This window comes from Pseudomonadota bacterium, from assembly GCA_039028155.1.
Lineage (GTDB): Bacteria > Pseudomonadota > Alphaproteobacteria > SP197 > SP197 > JANQGO01.
The window spans coordinates 33127-51343 of sequence record JBCCIS010000008.1; the positions used below are offsets into that span (position 1 = coordinate 33127).

14 protein-coding genes are annotated in these 18217 nt (G+C 64.3%); all 14 read left to right on the forward strand.

Annotation, left to right across the window (positions count from 1 at the left end; genetic code table 11):
- Window position 1: 1 nt before the first annotated feature.
- The 14 genes from murD (at window position 2) to ligA (ending at window position 18199) form a co-directional block, all read left to right on the forward strand.
- Window positions 2-1900, forward strand: coding sequence for a UDP-N-acetylmuramoyl-L-alanine--D-glutamate ligase (gene murD / locus AAF563_06260; protein MEM7120858.1), 1899 nt, complete (start codon window positions 2-4; stop codon window positions 1898-1900).
- Window positions 1897-3021 (forward strand): putative lipid II flippase FtsW, encoded by a 1125-nt coding sequence (gene ftsW / locus AAF563_06265; GenBank protein MEM7120859.1) that lies wholly within the window; start codon window positions 1897-1899, stop codon window positions 3019-3021. Before murD ends, ftsW begins: the two co-directional genes overlap by 4 nt.
- Window positions 3018-4154, forward strand: a complete 1137-nt coding sequence (gene murG / locus AAF563_06270; protein MEM7120860.1) for an undecaprenyldiphospho-muramoylpentapeptide beta-N-acetylglucosaminyltransferase — start codon at window positions 3018-3020, stop codon at window positions 4152-4154. Before ftsW ends, murG begins: the two co-directional genes overlap by 4 nt.
- Complete coding sequence (gene murC, locus AAF563_06275) at window positions 4151-5590, forward strand: UDP-N-acetylmuramate--L-alanine ligase (protein MEM7120861.1); 1440 nt, start codon at window positions 4151-4153, stop codon at window positions 5588-5590. The genes murG and murC overlap by 4 nt, the downstream gene beginning before the upstream one ends.
- A complete protein-coding gene (gene murB / locus AAF563_06280; GenBank protein ID MEM7120862.1) occupies window positions 5587-6525 on the forward strand; it encodes a UDP-N-acetylmuramate dehydrogenase in 939 nt (312 codons plus the stop codon). The genes murC and murB overlap by 4 nt, the downstream gene beginning before the upstream one ends.
- Window positions 6522-7442, forward strand: a complete 921-nt coding sequence (locus tag AAF563_06285; GenBank protein MEM7120863.1) for a D-alanine--D-alanine ligase — start codon at window positions 6522-6524, stop codon at window positions 7440-7442. Before murB ends, AAF563_06285 begins: the two co-directional genes overlap by 4 nt.
- Window positions 7430-8284, forward strand: coding sequence for a cell division protein FtsQ/DivIB (locus AAF563_06290; protein MEM7120864.1), 855 nt, complete (start codon window positions 7430-7432; stop codon window positions 8282-8284). Before AAF563_06285 ends, AAF563_06290 begins: the two co-directional genes overlap by 13 nt.
- Window positions 8285-8297: 13 nt before the next feature.
- Window positions 8298-9545: a cell division protein FtsA gene (gene ftsA, locus AAF563_06295; protein ID MEM7120865.1), complete on the forward strand. Its 1248-nt coding sequence runs from the start codon at window positions 8298-8300 to the stop codon at window positions 9543-9545.
- Between the two features lie 97 nt (window positions 9546-9642).
- A complete protein-coding gene (gene ftsZ, locus AAF563_06300) occupies window positions 9643-11517 on the forward strand; it encodes a cell division protein FtsZ (GenBank protein ID MEM7120866.1) in 1875 nt (624 codons plus the stop codon).
- A gap of 180 nt (window positions 11518-11697) precedes the next feature.
- The gene (gene lpxC / locus AAF563_06305; GenBank protein ID MEM7120867.1) at window positions 11698-12609 is read left to right on the forward strand and encodes a UDP-3-O-acyl-N-acetylglucosamine deacetylase; all 912 of its coding nucleotides are present in this window, start codon (window positions 11698-11700) and stop codon (window positions 12607-12609) included.
- Window positions 12610-12749: 140 nt separating this feature from the next.
- Window positions 12750-13454 carry an HAD family phosphatase gene (locus AAF563_06310; GenBank protein MEM7120868.1) on the forward strand — a complete coding sequence of 235 codons (705 nt, stop codon included), beginning with the start codon at window positions 12750-12752 and terminating at the stop codon, window positions 13452-13454.
- Between the two features lie 111 nt (window positions 13455-13565).
- Window positions 13566-14342 (forward strand): outer membrane protein assembly factor BamD, encoded by a 777-nt coding sequence (locus AAF563_06315; GenBank protein ID MEM7120869.1) that lies wholly within the window; start codon window positions 13566-13568, stop codon window positions 14340-14342.
- A 72-nt stretch (window positions 14343-14414) separates the two neighbouring features.
- On the forward strand, window positions 14415-16085 hold the full coding sequence (recN, locus tag AAF563_06320) for a DNA repair protein RecN (GenBank protein ID MEM7120870.1): 1671 nt from the start codon (window positions 14415-14417) through the stop codon (window positions 16083-16085).
- A complete protein-coding gene (gene ligA / locus AAF563_06325) occupies window positions 16082-18199 on the forward strand; it encodes an NAD-dependent DNA ligase LigA (GenBank protein ID MEM7120871.1) in 2118 nt (705 codons plus the stop codon). Before recN ends, ligA begins: the two co-directional genes overlap by 4 nt.
- Window positions 18200-18217 lie beyond the last annotated feature (18 nt).

The following is an 18217-nucleotide window of genomic DNA, read 5'->3' on the forward strand; positions in this document are numbered from 1 at the left end:
GATGATCGATCTTTCACGCCATGCAGATTCATCGATCGCGGTCTTCGGACTGGGCCGCTCCGGCGTGTCAAGTTCACTCGCACTGGCGGCTGCCGGTGCGCAGGTCCACGCCTGGGACGATGATCCCGCACGGCGCCGACTTGCCGCCGACAAGGGCGTCACGCTCAACGACCTCTACCGCCTGGAATGGGACATCGTGCGTGCGCTGGTCTTAAGCCCCGGCGTGCCGCTCACGCATCCGGCGCCACATCCGCTGGTCGCCCGCGCCATGGCGGCCGGTGTCGAGGTGATCGGCGACATGGAGCTGTTCGCCCGTTCGCGTCCGCCCGGACGCGTGGTCGGCGTGACCGGCACCAATGGCAAGTCGACGACATCGGCGCTGATCGCGCATCTGATCCGTTCGTCAGGCCGCTCCGTGCAGCTGGGCGGCAATATCGGCACGCCGGTGCTCGATCTCGATCCGCTGGATGATGACGGCATCTATGTTCTGGAACTGTCGTCCTATCAGCTCGATCTCATTCGCTCGCTGGTCAGCGATGTCGCGGTTCTCCTCAACATCTCGCCCGACCATGTCGAGCGCCACGGTGACTTCGCCAACTATATCGCGGCGAAGACACGCATCTTCTCGCGCCGGGCGTCTCATCAGACGTCGGTCATTGGCGTCGACGACGATATCTGTCGGCGCATTCACGCCGAGCTCGCCGGTCGGCGCGGCCGCACCATCATTCCGGTCTCCGTGCTGCGACGTATCGCCGACGGCGTCTACGTGAAGAAGGGCGTGATCATCGATGAGACGTCGGGCAAGCCCGACGAGGTCGTCGATCTGAACAAGGTCAAGGTGCTGCCCGGCGTGCACAACTGGCAGAACGCCGCCGCGGCCCTTGCCGCCATTCGCGCGCTCGGCATTCCCGCCGAAGAGGTCGCCAAGGCGTTCAAGACATTCCCCGGCCTGGCGCACCGCCAGGAAGTCGTGTGCAAGGTCGGCCGGGTGACCTTTATCAACGATAGTAAGGCGACCAACGCGGCTGCCGCCGCGCGTGGCCTTGCCTGTTACGACCGTATCTACTGGATTGCCGGTGGACGCGCCAAGGAGGGCGGCATCGCGACGCTCTCTCCCTACTTCCCGCGGATGGCGCATGCCTTCCTGATCGGAGAGTCGGCCGGTGCGTTCGCCCAGACATTAGAAGGACGCGTGCCGTACACCGTAAGCGGCGATCTTGTGACAGCCGTCAAGCAGGCGAGCGACATGGCGCTCGCCGACCGACGCGCCGGCGCGATCGTATTGCTGTCACCGGCATGCGCGTCTTTCGATCAGTTCTCCGATTTTGAAGATCGGGGGAACAAGTTCCGTGAAATCGTGCTCGAAGAGAAGAGAAAGCGCGATCAGGAACTTGAGAAGGACACATCTCTTGTCCCACCCGCAACACGCAAAAGGGGGTCTGACATGGCCACGAAACGTTCTACGGCCAAGAAGTCAACTGCCAAAAAGAAAGCTGCCAAACGCAAGGCTCCGGCCAAGCGCAAGGCCGCGACCAAGAAGAAAGCCGTTAAGCGCAAAGCGCCGGCGAAACGTAAGGCTGCGACCAAGCGCAAAGCTCCGGCTAAGCGCAAAGCCGCAACCAAGAAGAAAGCCGTCAAGCGCAAAGCTCCGGCCAAGCGTAAGGCAGCGACCAAGAAAAAAGCCGCCAAGCGTAAGGCTCCGGCCAAGCGTAAAGCCGCCAAGCGTAAGGCTCCGGCTAAGCGTAAAGCCGCCAAGCGTAAGGCTCCGGCTAAGCGTAAAGCCGCCAAGCGCAAGGCTCCGGCTAAGCGTAAAGCCGCCAAGCGCAAGGCTCCGGCCAAGCGTAAGGCTCCGGCCAAGCGCAGGGCGCCTGCCAAGAGGAAGACCGCTAGGAAGAGATGACAACTTTCGCCCGCACGGACCGCAGCTTACTAGGAAGATGGTGGTGGACCGTCGACCGGTGGACGCTGGCCGCGCTCGTGATCCTGATGCTCTGCGGAGTCATCTTGATCATGGCGGCCAGTCCGCCGGTCGCGGACCGCATAGGTGCGGACTCGTTCTATTTCGTGCGGCGACAGTTCATCTTTTTACCGATCGCACTGGCCGTGTTGATGGCCGTTTCCCTGCTATCGCCGCGGGGCGTGCGTCGGCTTGCCGTTATTGTGTTCGGAATCTCGGTCGTGCTCTTGGCGCTGACCCTGTTCATCGGGGCCGACATCAAGGGTTCACGTCGTTGGATTTCTTTGCCGGGATTCTCATTGCAGGCGTCGGAGTTTGTAAAGCCGGCTTTCGCCGTCGTTGTCGCCTGGATGTTTGCCGAACAGCGTACCCGCCCGGGGTTTCCGGGCGATCTTGTTGCTCTTTGCCTGTTCATCATGGTTGTCAGCCTTATCGTGCTGCAACCCGACTTTGGTATGGCCGCCACGGTTACGGCGATCTGGGGCGGCCAATTTTTCCTCGCCGGCATGCCGCTCATCTTGGTTGCCGGCGTGGCGGGGGTTGTCGTGGTCGGCGTGGTCGCCGGCTACAGCTTTCTGCCGCATGTCGCGGACCGGATCGATCGTTTTCTCGATCCGGCTTCCGGTGACAGTTTTCAGGTGAACACGGCATTGAGAGCGTTTGAATCCGGAGGAGTCTTTGGACGGGGGCCGGGCGAAGGCGTCGTTAAGGACGTCCTGCCCGATGCCCATTCGGACTTTATCTTCGCCGTCGCCGGCGAGGAGTTTGGTCTTTTCGTCTGTTTGCTGATCGTGGCGTTGTTCGCCTTCGTCGCCTTGCGCGGCTTGATCCGCTTGATGGCGGAGAAGGATCTGTTTGTCCTGTTGGCTGTGGCTGGGCTGCTGATTCAGTTCGGGGCTCAGGCGGTGGTCAACATGGGCGTCACGTTGCGTTTGGTGCCGTCGACCGGCATGACGTTGCCGTTCATGTCCTATGGCGGTTCATCGCTGGTGGCGATTGCGATCGCGATGGGCATGGTGTTGGCGCTGACGCGACGCCGGCCCGAGCACGGGAGGCCATCATGACCGGCCCCGTGATGCTGGCGGCCGGCGGAACCGGCGGCCATTTGTTCCCGGCCCGCGCGCTTGCCGGCGCATTGATCGATCGCGGCCGCGACGTCGTCTTCGTGACCGACCGCCGCGGCGTCGACCTCGGTACCGGCTTGCAGGGCGTGCCGGTCTATACCGTTCGCTCGGCCGCCATGGCCGGACGCAAATTGACCGGCCGTGTTACCGGCGTGGTCGACCTGTTGCGCGGCACATGGGAAGCGCGGCGCCTGACCAAGACCTTGGGCGCGTCCTGTGTCGTTGGTTTCGGCGGCTATCCGTCCGTGCCGCCGGTGTTGGCCGCGACGCGTGTGCCGCTGCCCACAGTCATTCACGAACAGAATTCGGTGCTGGGTCGGGCCAATCGCCTCCTGGCGCCGCGCGTCGACGTGATCGCGACATCGTTTGCCGATACGGCGCGGCTTGACGAGGCGGGCCGCGCGCGTGTGGTGCTGACCGGCAATCCGGTGCGTCCGGAGATCGCGGCACTGGCCAACCAGTCGTACATGCCGCCGAACGGCGACGGCCGGCTGCGTGTCCTTATCGTCGGCGGCAGCCAGGGTGCCAGCATCCTGAGCCGCGTGCTGCCCGAGGCGCTCGCCACCATGCCGTCCGGCGCGCGTCGCCTGCTGGTGATTACGCAACAATGCCGTCCTGAGGATCTGGACGGTGTGCGTCAAGCCTACGAGTCGCTGGGCGTGCAGGCGACCTTGCAGAGTTTCTTCGACGACATGGCGGGGCGTCTGGGCGAGGCGCAATTGGTGATCGGCCGTGCCGGCGCGTCGACAGTCGCGGAGATCGCCGCGGCTGGCAAACCCGCGATCCTGGTGCCTTATCGCCATGCCGCCGACGACCACCAGACCGTCAACGCGATGGCGGTGGAGGCGGATGGCGCCGGGTGGTTGATGCCTGAGCAGGCGTTCACCGCTGAGGCGCTGGCCGCGCGCCTGGAAGCGTTGATCGCGACACCGCAGACACTTCGAACGGCTGCCGAGAACGCGCGCCAGCGCGCCCGTGTGGATGCCGCGTCGGCATTGGCCGATGAGGTCGAGCGCCTGGTGCCCGGCAACGGTGACGGCCACGACGCCCTGATTCGTCCGGAGGCGGCATGAGAGCGCTACCTCGTGAAATCGGGCCGATCCACTTCATCGGCATGGGCGGCATCGGCATGAGCGGCATCGCCGAGGTGCTGCACAACCTGGGTTACGTCGTTCAGGGCAGTGACCTCACCGAAAGCGCCAATGTGCGCCGGCTGCGCGCCATGGGCATCACGGTCCACATTGGACATCGCGAGGAGAACCTGGGCGACGCGGCGATCGTGGTGACGTCCTCGGCGGTCAAGCCCGACAATCCCGAGGTTCTGGCCGCGCGCGAGCACTGGATTCCCGTCGTACGCCGTGCCGAGATGCTCGGCGAGCTGATGCGCCTGCGCTGGTCGGTTGCGGTCGGCGGTACCCACGGCAAGACGACGACAACGTCGATGATCGGCTGGGTCATGGAATGCGGCGGGTTCGATCCGACCGTGATCAATGGTGGCATCATCAACGCTTACGGCACCAATGCGCGCCTTGGCACCGGCGAATGGATGGTGGTCGAGGCCGACGAGTCTGACGGCAGCTTCGTCAAGCTGCCGGCGACCGTCGCCGTGGTCACCAACATGGATCCAGAGCATCTGGAGAACTACGACTCTTTCGACGAGGTGCGTGACGCCTACGATGCCTTTGTGGGGAACGTGCCGTTCTATGGTTTCGCGGTGCTGTGTCTCGATCATCCGGAAGTCCAGGCGCTTATCGGCCGCATTGCCGATCGCCGGGTCGTGACCTACGGCATGACGCCGCAAGCTGATGTCTACGGCACAAACCTGCGTCCGACCGGCAATGCTTATGAGTTCGACGTGGTCATCCGCGACCGCATCTCCGACACGACGCGCCAGGTCGATGACGTCTACCTGCCCATGGTCGGGCGCCACAACGTGTCGAACGCGCTTGCCGCGATCGCCGTTGCGCAGGAAATGCGCATTCCCGACGCCGCGATCGTTGACGCGCTCAAGCGGTTCGAGGGCGTGAAGCGCCGCTTCACCAAGACCGGTGAGGTCGGCGGTATCACGGTGATTGACGATTACGGCCACCACCCCGTCGAGATCTCGGCCGTGCTGTCGGCCGCGCGCGATGCCTATGACGGACGCATCATCGCGATCGTCCAGCCCCATCGCTATACGCGGCTGCGTGATCTCTTTGATGATTTCTGCACCTGCTTCAACGACGCGGACGCCGTGATCGTCGCCGATGTCTACCCGGCCGGCGAGGCGCCAATCCCCGATTACGATCGTGATGCGCTGGCCCAGGGGCTCAGCACCCACGGCCATCGCGAAGTCGAGGTCCTGGACGATCCCGCCGGCTTGGCCGCCATGGTCGTGGGCAAGGCGCAGTCGGGCGATGTCGTCATTTGCTTGGGTGCCGGGTCGATCACGGCATGGGCGAACGACTTGCCGCAACAACTGGAAGAGCTGGTTGGCGACAAGACGGCATGCGCGGGAGGTCGGACATGATGGCTGCGTCCAAGCATAGCGCCCTGGCCGATCGTCTGCCCGACGTGCGTGGCCGCTACAGCTTCGGTGTCGCGCTGTCGAAGACCACGTGGTTCCGCGCTGGCGGTCCCGCGGAAGTCGTCTTCAAGCCGGCCGACGAAGAGGATCTCGCGACCTTCCTGCAGAACCGGCCAGCGGATACGCCCGTGACGGTCATCGGCGTCGGCTCCAACCTGCTCATCCGCGATGGCGGTATCCCCGGTGTCGTCATTCGCATGGGCCGCGATCTCGCACGGGTGACGGTCGACGGCGAGACGGTCGTGGCTGGCGCCGGGGCGCTGGACCTCAATGTCGCGAAGACGGCGAGTCAGGCCGGTCTGGCCGGCCTTGAATTCCTGGTTGGCGTCCCCGGTACGATCGGTGGCGCGCTGCGCATGAACGCCGGTGCCTATGAACGTGAGCTCAGTGACGCGTTGATCCACGCGCGGGCGATCGATCCGCGTGGCGAGGTTCAGGTGCTGACGCCGGAGCATCTTGGCCACAGCTATCGTTTCTGCAGTCTGCCGGAGGGCTGGGTCTTCACCCAGGCTGTTTTGAAAGGTGAGCCGGGTGACGCACCGGCCATCGAACAGCGCATGGCCGAGATCCAGACACAACGCAGTAGCACACAGCCGGTGCGCTCGCGCACGGGCGGCAGCACGTTCAAGAACACGCCCGATGCCAAGGCCTGGGAGCTGATCGACCGCGCCGGTTGCCGCGGTCTGACGCGTGGCGCGGCCATGGTGTCGGAGCAGCACTGCAACTTCCTGATCAACACCGGCGGTGCCACGGCGGCGGATCTGGAAGGGCTCGGCGAAGAAGTGCGCCGCCGGGTGTTTGAGAAAACGGGTGTCCGGTTGGAATGGGAAATCCGCCGCATCGGGCGGCACGCAACGGGGCCGGAGGAAGTCGCATGAGCCGGCATGTCGCAGTTTTGATGGGTGGATGGAATTCCGAGCGCGAGGTCTCCCTGGTCAGTGGGCGCGAATGCGCTGATGCGCTGGAAGCCAGCGGCTATCGCGTCACGCGGATCGATGTTGATCACGATATCGCCCAGGTCCTGATGGAGATGGACCCCAAACCCGATGTCATTTTCAACGCGCTGCACGGCCGCTTTGGCGAGGACGGTTGCATTCAGGGTCTGTTTGAAATCCTGCAACTGCCTTACACCCATTCCGGACCGCTGGCCTCGGCGCTTGCCATGAACAAGCAGGCGGCCAAGCGCGTGTTCCACACCGCCGGCATTCCGTGTGCGGAAAGCGAAATCGTGACCCGCGAGGCAATCGGCCAATCGGCGCCGATCGAGCGACCGTTCGTCGTCAAGCCGAACCGCGAAGGTTCCAGCGTCGGCGTGCGCATCGTCGAGAAGAACGACAACGACGACCGTCTTCAGCCCGAAGACTTCCATTACGGCGACGAGGCTATCGTCGAGCGTTTCGTGCCCGGCCGTGAACTGACCGTCGCCGTCATGGGCGACCGCGCGCTAGGCGTCACTGAGATCACGACGCCCCAAGGGTTCTACGACTACGATAACAAGTACACGGAAGGCGGTTCCGTCCACACGATTCCCGCGCCGATCCATAGCGACGTCTATAGCGCGGCATCTGAGATGGCCGTCAGCGCACATCAGGCGCTTGGTTGCCGCGGCGTGACGCGGTCGGACTTCCGCTATGACGACACCGGCGGGGAGCCCGGCGAGCTCGTCATGCTCGAGGTCAACACGCAGCCCGGCATGACCCCGCTTTCGCTGGTGCCCGAGCAGGCCGCCTATGTCGGTATCGATTTTGGTCAGCTCGTCTCCTGGATGGTCGAGGAGGCGCAATGCGGGCAGTGAAGAAGCGTCAGAGCCGGAAGAACGCGCGCAACCGCAGTCCCGCGCAGCGTTGGCGCGCGACCGCGAAACGCTGGTGGCCGCTTGCCGGGTCGATGACCGTCGCCATTGTCGCGGTGGCCGCTTTGTTCCTGAGCGGTGCCGCCGACAGGCGTTGGGCCGAGACCCGACAACTGTTCGCCGATGCCACGGCACAGATGGGTTTTTCGGTCGAACGGGTCTACGCGACCGGTCGGTTCCAGACTGATCGCCAGACATTGATCGAAGCACTGGGCGTCGACATTCATCAGCCGATCTTCGAGATTTCGCTCGAAACGGCACGCCAGCGGGTTGAGGCCTTGCCGTGGGTGAGCGAGGCGTCGGTCGAGCGGCGGCTGCCGGATACGATCATCCTGCGCATCGACGAACGCACGCCGCTGGCCTTGTGGCAGAACGACGGGCGGCTTGCGGTCGTCGACGACAACGGTGACGTGATCGATGGCGCCCACCCGCAGGACTTCCGCGAGCTCTTGCTGGTGGTTGGCCCTGACGCCGCCGATGTCGCTGCCGATCTGATCGCCGTCATGAACCTGGTGCCCGAGGTCAGGGATCGCGTCCGGGCCGCCGTCAGGATCGGTAACCGGCGCTGGAACCTGAAGCTGGACGACGGCATCGACGTCCAGCTGCCCGAGGACGACCTGGACGGCGCCCTCTACCGGCTGGCGGATCTCGACAGCTCTGAACAACTGCTGGCGCGCGATGTGCAGGCCGTCGATCTGCGCCTGCCCGACAAACTGGTGCTGCGCCTGACGCCGGAGGCGCAGGCACGTATGTCAGTCGACCCCGAAGAGGGCGAAGACACATGAGGATGGGAAAACCATGACACCGCGTTCAGGGCTCGTCGCAGCTATCGATATCGGCAGCACCAAGGTGTGCTGTTTCGTCGCGCGACCGGACGACAACGGTGGCTTGCGGGTCACCGGCATAGGCTGCCAGGCGTCGCGCGGTGTGCACGCCGGCACCGTCGTCAACATGGAAGCGGCTGAAGAGTCGATCGCCGCCGCCGTCAACGCGGCTGAGGAAATGGCCGGCGAAACACTGCGTGACGCTTGGGTCAACATCACCGCCGGTCAGCCGCGCTCGCACACTGTCGCCGTCGACGTCACAATCAACGGCCACCAGGTCGGCGAGGCCGATCTGCGCCGGGTGATGATGCAGAGCCGGCAGACCATCGACACAGTCGACCAGTCGATCATTCACGCCATGCCCGTCGGCTACAGCATCGACGGCAACCGCGGCATTCGCGATCCACGCGGCATGGTCGGCGACCGGCTGGGCGTCAACGTTCATTTGGTGACGACGGGCGAGGGCCCGCTGGCCAATCTGGAGACCTGCGTCACCCGCTGTCACCTGGACGTCGCGGGCCGCGCATCGACGCCTTATGCGTCGGCGCTGGCCGCCCTGGTCAAAGACGAGATGGATCTGGGTGTCACCGTGGTCGACATGGGTGGCGGCACGACGACCGTTGCCGTGTTCTTCGACGGCGACTGCATACACGTGGACGCTGTGCCGGTCGGCGGCATGCATGTCACCAACGATATCGCGCGCGTGCTGTCGACGCCGGCCGAAATGGCCGAGCGGCTGAAGATCCTTTACGGCAGCGCCTACGGCTGCACGGACGATGACCGCGAGATGATCGACGTGCCGATGATCGGCGAGCACGACAACGGCAACGTTAATCAGGTGCCGCGATCGATGCTGGTCAGCATCATCCGGCCGCGGATTGAAGAGACGTTAGAGATGGTGCGCATGCGCCTGGAGTCTGTCGGGCTTGAGAAGCTTGCCGGACGCCGGCTGGTCCTGACCGGTGGCGCGTGCCAACTCCATGGCGTGAGAGACCTGGCTGGCCAGATCCTCGGCAAGCAGGTCCGCGTCGGCAACCCCCTTTGGCTCAAGGGCCTTGCCCAAGCAACGTCAGGCCCGGCGTTTACCACCTGCGCCGGTCTCCTGCGTTACGCGGTCAAGGAACACGACGAAGTCGAGATGAGCTTTTCCCACTGGCCCGCCCATGGCGGTCTGCTCGGCCGGTTCGGTCGGCTAGGTCAGTGGTTCCGGGAGAACTTGTGACGAAGGTGTGGGTCCGGGCGGGCGCGGTCCGGATCGGCGGTGGTAGGCCAAGCGGCCAACAGAAGATGGGCGTCATTCTTTGTGCTGGAGGCAACATATGACAATCAACTTGGGCGTTCCCGAAACGCAATGCCTGAAGCCGCGTATCACCGTCATTGGTGTTGGCGGTGCTGGCGGCAACGCCGTCAACAACATGATCGCCTGCGGGCTTAACGGCGTCGAATTCGTCGTCGCCAATACCGATGCGCAGGCCCTTAACCAGACGATTTCCGAGCGCAAGATCCAGCTGGGAACGTCGATTACGCAAGGCCTGGGTGCGGGATCCAGACCAGACATTGGCAAGGCCGCGGCCGAAGAAGCGATCGAAGAGATCATGGAGCAGCTTATCGGCTCCCACATGGTCTTCATCACCGCCGGCCTTGGTGGGGGAACAGGTACCGGTGCGACGCCGGTGGTGGCGCGCGCCGCCCGTGAGCAGGGCATGCTGACGGTCGGCGTCGTCACCAAGCCGTTCCACTTCGAAGGCGCGCAGCGCATGCGCCTTGCCGAGGAGGGACTGCGTGAGCTGCAGCAGTTTGTCGACACGCTGATCATCATCCCGAACCAGAACCTGTTCCGGGTCGCCAACGATCAGACGACGTTCGCCGACGCCTTCAAGATGGCGGACGACGTGTTGCATGCGGGCGTCCGGGGCGTCACCGACCTGATGGTGCAGCCCGGCCTTATCAATCTGGACTTCGCCGATGTCCGTTCGGTGATGAGCGAGATGGGCAAGGCCATGATGGGCACCGGTGAAGCCGGTGGCGAACGTCGTGCGCTGGAAGCGGCGGAGGCGGCAATCGCCAACCCGCTCCTCGACGAGGTCTCCATGAAGGGCGCCAAGGGTGTGCTGATCAACATCACCGGCGGTCCCGACATGACGCTGTTCGAGGTCGACGAAGCGGCCAACCGTATCCGCGAGGAAGTCGATACCGACGCCAACATCATCTTCGGCGCGGCCTTCGACGACGACATGGAAGGGGCTGTTCGCGTGTCGTTGGTTGCCACCGGCATCGAGGCCGAGGGCATGGCCGTCGGCTCGCCGGGCCGTCCATCGCTGACCGCCATCGAAGGCGGCCAGTCGGTCAGGACGCCGGTTGCCGGAAGCGGTATCACGGCAAGTGCCGGTCAGCATGCGTTGGCGCTGAACACGCAGACGCAGAGCGAGACCGAGGATCCGCAGTCCATGTTGAGCCCGGCCGAAAACCTGGCGCCGGAGCCGGTCACCGTCCGTCCGGCGATGCCTCAGCAGGCGGCGAAGCCGACCTACACCTCCCAGCCGGCGGTGCAGGCGAAATCGTTGTCGGAGACAATGGCGGCACCGCAGCCTCAGGCAGCGGCACAGCCGCAGGTCTCGGTCCCGCCCGCCATGCCGGCGCCCACTCCGGTACAGGCCCCTGCGCAGGTGCAGGTGCCCGTCCAGCCTCAGGCACCGGTACAGCCGCAGGTCCGCACACAGGTGGAGCCGCAAGCCAAGCCCGCGCCCCAGGCGCCGGCCGCGCCCAAGGCGATCGCCATGCCGGCGGCTCCGGCTCAGCCCGCGCAACCGGCCCAGCCCGTGCAGCCGGCCAAGGAAGCAAGCTTCATTGCTCCGGCGCCGGTCCAGCCCCAGCGCCGGCCTGAGCCCGAGGCCAAGGCCGATCCGGCAGCGGCTTCGGCGCTAGCCAACGGTACCGGTGAGTCCCGGCGTCCGAGTTTGTTTGAACGGATGACGGGAACGGGCCGCGCCAAGGACACGCGCTCCGAGACCAAGGTGCGCGCGGAACCGGCAATGCGGGCCGAACCTAAGGTCGAGCAACCGGCACCGGAACCGGCGCGTCAGACCCGTTCGGAACCGTCGCTCACCAGCGGTTCAGACACCAGTATGGAAATCAGCTCTGTCGAGGACGATGTGCTTGATATTCCAGCATTTTTGCGTCGTCAGGCGAACTGATCGACGGCTCCTGCAGGACTGAAACATCCTGTAACAAAGAGTGACTTGAGGGCTCCAGAGGCGGTTGTTAGGTAACGTCTCTGGAGCGCTCGCCCGCAGGATAGAATATTTCCGCTGGTGACCGGGTGCGATGGGGATCCGGGGGTGGATCCGTTGGACCTAGAGTAAGGAGGGCCAGTAGTGGCCACAACACAACAAACGACGCTGAAGACGCCGATCTCGTGCACAGGTATAGGCCTGCATTCCGGCGAGAAGACGTCGATGACGCTGCGGCCCGCTCCGGCCAATTCCGGTATCGTCTTCGAGCGCACCGATCTTCAAAATGGCGCCCGGCTGTTTCCGGCGCGCTATGACTACGTCTCCGACACGTTTCTCTGCACGACCCTGACCAATGCCTCCGGCGCCACTTTGGCGACGATCGAGCATGTCATGGCCGCGTTGGCCGGCTGCGGCATCGATAACGCCGTCGTCGAGGTCAGCAGCGCTGAACTGCCGATCATGGACGGCAGCGCGTCGCCCTTCGTTTTTCTGATCGAGTGCGCCGGCATCGAGACGCTGGATGCGCCGCGCCGCGCCGTTCGTATCCGCAAGCCCGTGACCGTTGAAGACGGCGACAAGCGTGCCACCCTGACGCCGTTTGACGGACGTCAGGTCAGTTGCGAGATCATTTATGACAACAGCCGCATCGCGCGTCAGCGAGCCACCGTCCAGGTGTCCGCCGATACGTTCAAGAACGACGTGTCGCGGGCGCGCACATTCGGACTGATGGAAGACGTCGCTGGCCTGCAGGCCAACGGCCTTGCGCTTGGTGGTTCGCTCGACAACGCTATCGTTGTCAGCGGCGATAAGGTGCTTAACGAAGGTGGCCTGCGGTTTGACGACGAGTTTGCCCGCCACAAGGTGCTCGACGCTATCGGCGACCTAGCCCTTGCCGGTGCGCCAATTATCGGTTCGTTCGACGGCCATTGCTCCGGCCACGCGCTGAATGTCGAGCTGCTGAAGGCGATCTTTGCCGACGACAGCGCATGGGAATGGTCGGACTATGTAGAAGCGAGCGACTGGCCTGAGATGCCGATGGTGGCCAGCGCCTGAGTTCCTTGTCCTTGTGTCTCCCTGCCTTAACGGCCGTCGATCAAAGTGATCTGTGACGACGGCCTCAAGCAGATCCCAATAGGTTGGGATCTGCTCTTTCTTTTCAGTACCGTTCGGATCGACGTCGATTGGCTGAAACCGTGAGCGGTTCAGCTCATCAACGATACGGGCTGATTGTCTTTGACTGCGATGGCGTCTTGATCGACAGCGAGCCACTGTCGTGTGTCGCAACCTCGATCGAACTGCATGATGCGGGTTTCCCGATCAGCGCCGAGGTCATCGCAGAGCGTTTCACCGGCATGTCCAATGACAGCATGTTGGCGGCCATCGAAGACGAGACCGGACGGCCAATGCCGGACGATATGGCCGAGCGTCTCCACAACCGAGAGATGGCCCTGTTGCGCGAGGACCTGGAGGCCGTAGCGCACGTCGCCGACGTGCTGGATCATCTTGATTCCCTGGGTATGGCCTATTGCGTGGCATCGAGCAGTACGCCGGAGCGGCTCAGCGTGACCCTTGGCCATGTCGGGCTTTATGATCGCTTTCCCAAGGTTCTGAGCGCGACCATGGTGAAGAACGGTAAACCGGCGCCTGACCTGTTTCTGCTGGCGGCCAGGGAAATGGCCGTTTCACCGGATGCCTGCATTGTCATCGAAGACAGCGTCCCCGGTGTGCGTGGCGGGCGGGCCGCGGGCATGACTGTCCTCGGTTTTTGTGGCGCCAGCCACTGCCGCCCAGGCCATGGTGACGATCTTATGGCTGCCGGCGCCAAATCGACGTTTGACACCATGCGCGACCTGCCCGATTTGCTCTCAACTTTGCTTCCGCGGGCGAACGTCGTATAGGACGTCGGCGGGTCCGGTGCTATGATCCCACGCATGCAAACATGGCGGGTCTTTCCATTGTCTCTACGCTTCCTATCCGAAAGAGCCGGTCGCGGCGGCGCGATCTTTCTGGTGGCAACGGCGCTGGTGCTCGGCGCTTGTGAGTCCGAGCCCGAGCCCTATGTCGAGCGGCCGGTCGAGGATCTCTACAACACAGCGCTCAACCTGCTGATCGCCGGCCAGTATCCCGAGGCCGCCAGGGAGTTCGACGAGGTCGAGCGCCAGCACCCGTACTCCCAGTGGGCGACGCGCGCCCAGCTGATGTCGGCGTTTGCCTACTACCAGAACGACAACTACGACGACGCCATCCTGGCGGCCGACCGATTTATTCAGCTTCATCCCGGCCACAAGGATGTCGCGTATGCCTACTATCTGATCGGCCAGAGCTACTATGAGCAGATCTCGGATGTTGCCCGTGATCAGCGCATGACCCAGTTGGCGCGCCAGGCGTTCACCGAGGTCGTGCGTTTGTTCCCCAACACAGAATATGGCCGCGATGCGCAGCTCAAGCTGGAGCTGACCGACGATCATCTGGCCGGCAAGGAAATGGCGATCGGCCGCTGGTACCAGAACCGCAACGAGTGGATCGCCGCACTGAACCGCTTCCAGGTCGTCATCGTCAACTACCAGACGACGAGCCACGTGCCGGAAGCGCTGATGCGGCTGACCGAGACCTATCTGGCGATTGGTGTGGTCAGCGAGGCCCAGACTGCAGCCGCGGTGCTTGGTTACAACTTCCCGGGCAGCGTCTGGTACGAGGATAGCTACAAGATGCTCGCCGAGCGCAACCTGGTGCCGCAACTCTACGAAGACTCCTGGATAGCCGAGTCCACAGAGTTAGAGGGCTAGCGGTCATGCATGCAGGGGCCGGACCGGTGATATCAGCCCACTTCAGACGACGTTAGCGGCGGCGGGTTTGTCATGCTTGCCTCGCTTCAGGTCCGCGACCTCGTGGTCATCGATCGGGTCGAGCTGGAGTTCGGCCCCGGGTTGACCGCGCTGACCGGCGAGACCGGCGCCGGCAAGTCGATACTGATGGATGCGTTGGGACTGGCGCTTGGCGTGCGGGCCGATGCTGCGATGGTCCGACCGAAAGCCGAGCGCGCCGTCGTGTCGGCGACGTTCGATGTGCCGCCCGGCCATCCGGTAACCGCAATCCTGGAAGAGCAGGGGTTCGAGATCGGCGAGGATCTGGTCCTGCGTCGCGTCGTCCAGGCGGACGGGCGCAGCCGCGCTTTTGTCAACGACGAGGCGGCAAGCGTCGGGCTGCTGGGGCGTCTGGGCGAGCTCTTGATCGAGGTCCATGGCCAGCATGATCAGCGCGGCCTGTTGCGCGCGGAGACCCACCGCGCGCTGCTTGACGCGTTCGGCGGGCTGGAAAAACAGGCAGCAACGGTTGGCCAAGCCTGGCGCGCGTGGCGCGATGCCAGGCGAGCGTTGGACGAGGCGCGCGAGGACGAGGCGAAGATCCGCGATATCGAAGCGTCGCTGCGCGACGAACTCGCCGAACTGGAAGCGCTCGATCCGCAAGCCGACGAGGAGGAGGCGTTGGCCGGTCAGCGATCTCGTTTGGTCAATGCCCAGCGCATCGTCGAAGCGATCAACGCAGCGCTCAGCGCACTCGAAGGCGAGAACGGCCTTGATACGACCCTGCGCGTGGCATCTGGCGAACTGTCGCGTGTTCAGGACCAGGCCGCCGGCCTATTGGACCCCGCCATCGGCGCCCTCGATCGCGCCGTCGCCGAGGCCAACGAAGCCATTGCCAGATTGACGCTTGCCGGGCGCGACATGGAAGGCGATGCCGATGACCTGGAGACGATTGAAGCGCGTCTGTTCGGGTTACGCGCGGCGGCACGCCGCCATCAGGTCACGGTGGCGCAATTGCCGGCCATGCTGACACGCCTGCGCGACCGGCTCGCCTTGATCGATGATCGCGACGGCGTCCTTGCCAAGCTTGGCGATGCGGAGGCCAAGGCGTCGGGTGCGTTCGAAAAGCAGTGCCGCAGATTGACAGCCGCCCGCAAGAAGACCGCCAAGGCGCTCGACACCAAAGTTGCGACGGAACTGAAGCCGCTCAAGATGGGCAAGGCGCGGTTCGAGACCACGCTGGAGCCGCTGGATCGCGACGATTGGGGCCAGGCGGGCGCCGAGAAGATTGCCTTTCTTGTCGCGACCAATCCAGGCGCCGAACCGGGACCACTGCAACGAATTGCATCAGGTGGCGAGTTGTCGCGCTTCATGCTGGCGTTGAAGGTTGCGCTGGCGGAAAAGCGCCCGGGTGCCGCCATGGTGTTCGACGAGGTCGATGCCGGTATCGGCGGCGCGGTCGCTGACGCGGTCGGCGAGCGGCTTCAGGCGCTGGGACGCGATGGCCAGGTTCTGGTCGTGACCCACTCGCCCCAGGTCGCGGCCCGCGCTGATCGCCACGTCCGGATCGCCAAGCAGACCAGCAAGACGTCGGCATCTGTCGACGCGGTGGCGTTGGACCTGGACGCGCGGCGCGAGGAAGTCGCGCGCATGCTGGCCGGGGCCAAGGTGACCAAGGAAGCGCGCGCGGCCGCCGATAGTCTGCTGAAGGCGGGCGTGTCGTGACCGATGCTGCATCCGACGATCGGCCAGTCGAAGAATTGTCCAAGGAGGAGGCCGCAGCGGAACTCTCCCACCTCGCTGAGGAGATCGCTCATCACGACAAGCTCTATCACGAGCAGGACGCTCCGGAGATCTCTGACGCCGACTACGATGCGCTGCGCCGACGCAACGAGGCGGTCGAGGCGTTGCACCCCGACCTCGTCCGCGACGATAGCCCCAGCCGGCGTGTCGGTGCGCGTCCGGCCGCAGGCTTCGCGACGGTCACCCACTCCGTGCCTATGCTGTCCCTGGGCAACGCGTTCGACGACGAGGATGTCGCGGACTTTCTGGAGCGTGTGCGTCGTTTCCTTGGGCTGGACGAGGCGGAGGATGTCGCGGTCGTCGCCGAACCCAAGATCGATGGGTTGGCCGTTTCCATTCGCTACGAGAACGGACGTTACGTGCGCGCGGCGACACGCGGCGACGGCAATGTCGGCGAGGACATTACCGCCAACGTCGCGACAATCGACGACGTGCCGGAGCGCGTTGACGCCGACGATATGCCCGACGTTTTCGAGATTCGTGGCGAAGTTTATCTGCGGCGCGACGACTTCTTTGCGCTGAACGAGGCGCGCGAGGCGGAAGACCAGCCGCGCTTCGCTAATCCGCGCAACGCGGCCGCCGGCTCGCTACGTCAGCTCGATGTCGCCATCACCGCGTCGCGCAACCTCAAGCTCTTCGTCTACGCCTGGGGTGAGGCCGACAGCCTGCCTGCGGAGACCCATTGGGGTATGTTGGAGGCGTTCAAACGCTGGGGATTTCAGGTGAACCCCCATATCGCGCTGTGCCACGATCTTGATGCCATGCTCCAGTTGTACCGCTCAGTTGGTGAGGAGCGCGCAGATCTGCCCTATGACATCGACGGCGTTGTCTACAAGATCGACCGTCTGGATTGGCAGCGCCGGCTGGGTTTTGTCAGCCGCGCGCCGCGCTGGGCGATCGCCCACAAGTTCCCGGCAGAAAAAGCGCAGACCGTCCTGAAGGAGATCAAGATCCAGGTCGGACGTACCGGCACGTTGACGCCGGTCGCGGTCCTGGAACCGGTCACCGTCGGCGGTGTCGTCGTGCAGCACGCGACCCTGCACAACGAGGAGGAGATCGAGCGCAAGGATGTGCGGGTCGGCGACACGGTCATCGTGCAGCGCGCCGGCGACGTCATCCCCCAGGTTCTGGGCCCGGTCAAAGAGAAACGGCGCAAAGGCGCCAGACGTTACAAGTTCCCGCAGAAGTGCCCGATCTGCGGCAGCATGGCCGTGCGCGAACATAACCCCAAGACCGGCAAGCTGGACGCCGCTCGGCGCTGCACTGGTGGCTTGATCTGCGAGGCCCAAGCGGTCGAGCGCCTGCGCCACTTTGTCAGCCGCAACGCGTTCGATATCGAGGGGTTGGGCGACAAACAGGTCCAGTTCTTCTGGGATCGCGAGGAGATCCGAAATCCCGTCGACATCTTCACCCTCGCCAAGCGCGATGCAGAGGCGGATGACCACCTGGCCGATCAGGATGGTTGGGGCGAGGTCTCGGCGCGCAACCTGTTCCAGGCCATCGAGGACCGCCGCCGGATTGGCCTCGATCGGTTCATTAATGCGTTGGGCGTTCGTCACATCGGTGAGACAACCGCCCGTGTCCTGGCACGCAGTTATGGCTCGGCGGCCGCGTTCTATAAGGCCATGCGCGAGGCCAAACTGGGCGAGGGCGAGAACTGGGACGACCTCTTGAACATCGATGGTATCGGCGAAACCGCCGCCGAGGCGCTGATCGAGTTTGTCGCCGAACCGCATAACCGCGAGATCGTCGAGGGTTTGCTTGACCAGCTCGACGTCGAGGACATGGCTGCGGCCGCCTCAGACACCGCCGTCGCGGGCAAGACCGTTGTCTTCACCGGCAGTCTGGAAGCGATGACGCGCCAGGAGGCGAAGGCAACGGCGGAGAGCCTGGGCGCCAAGGTCGCCGGCTCCGTCTCGGCGAAGACCGATATTGTGGTCGCCGGTCCAGGCGCCGGTTCGAAACTTAAGAAGGCGACCGAGCTGGGCCTCACCGTCATGACCGAAGAGGAGTGGCTGACACTGATCGGTCAGTGAGCCGCTCGCGTAAAGGTG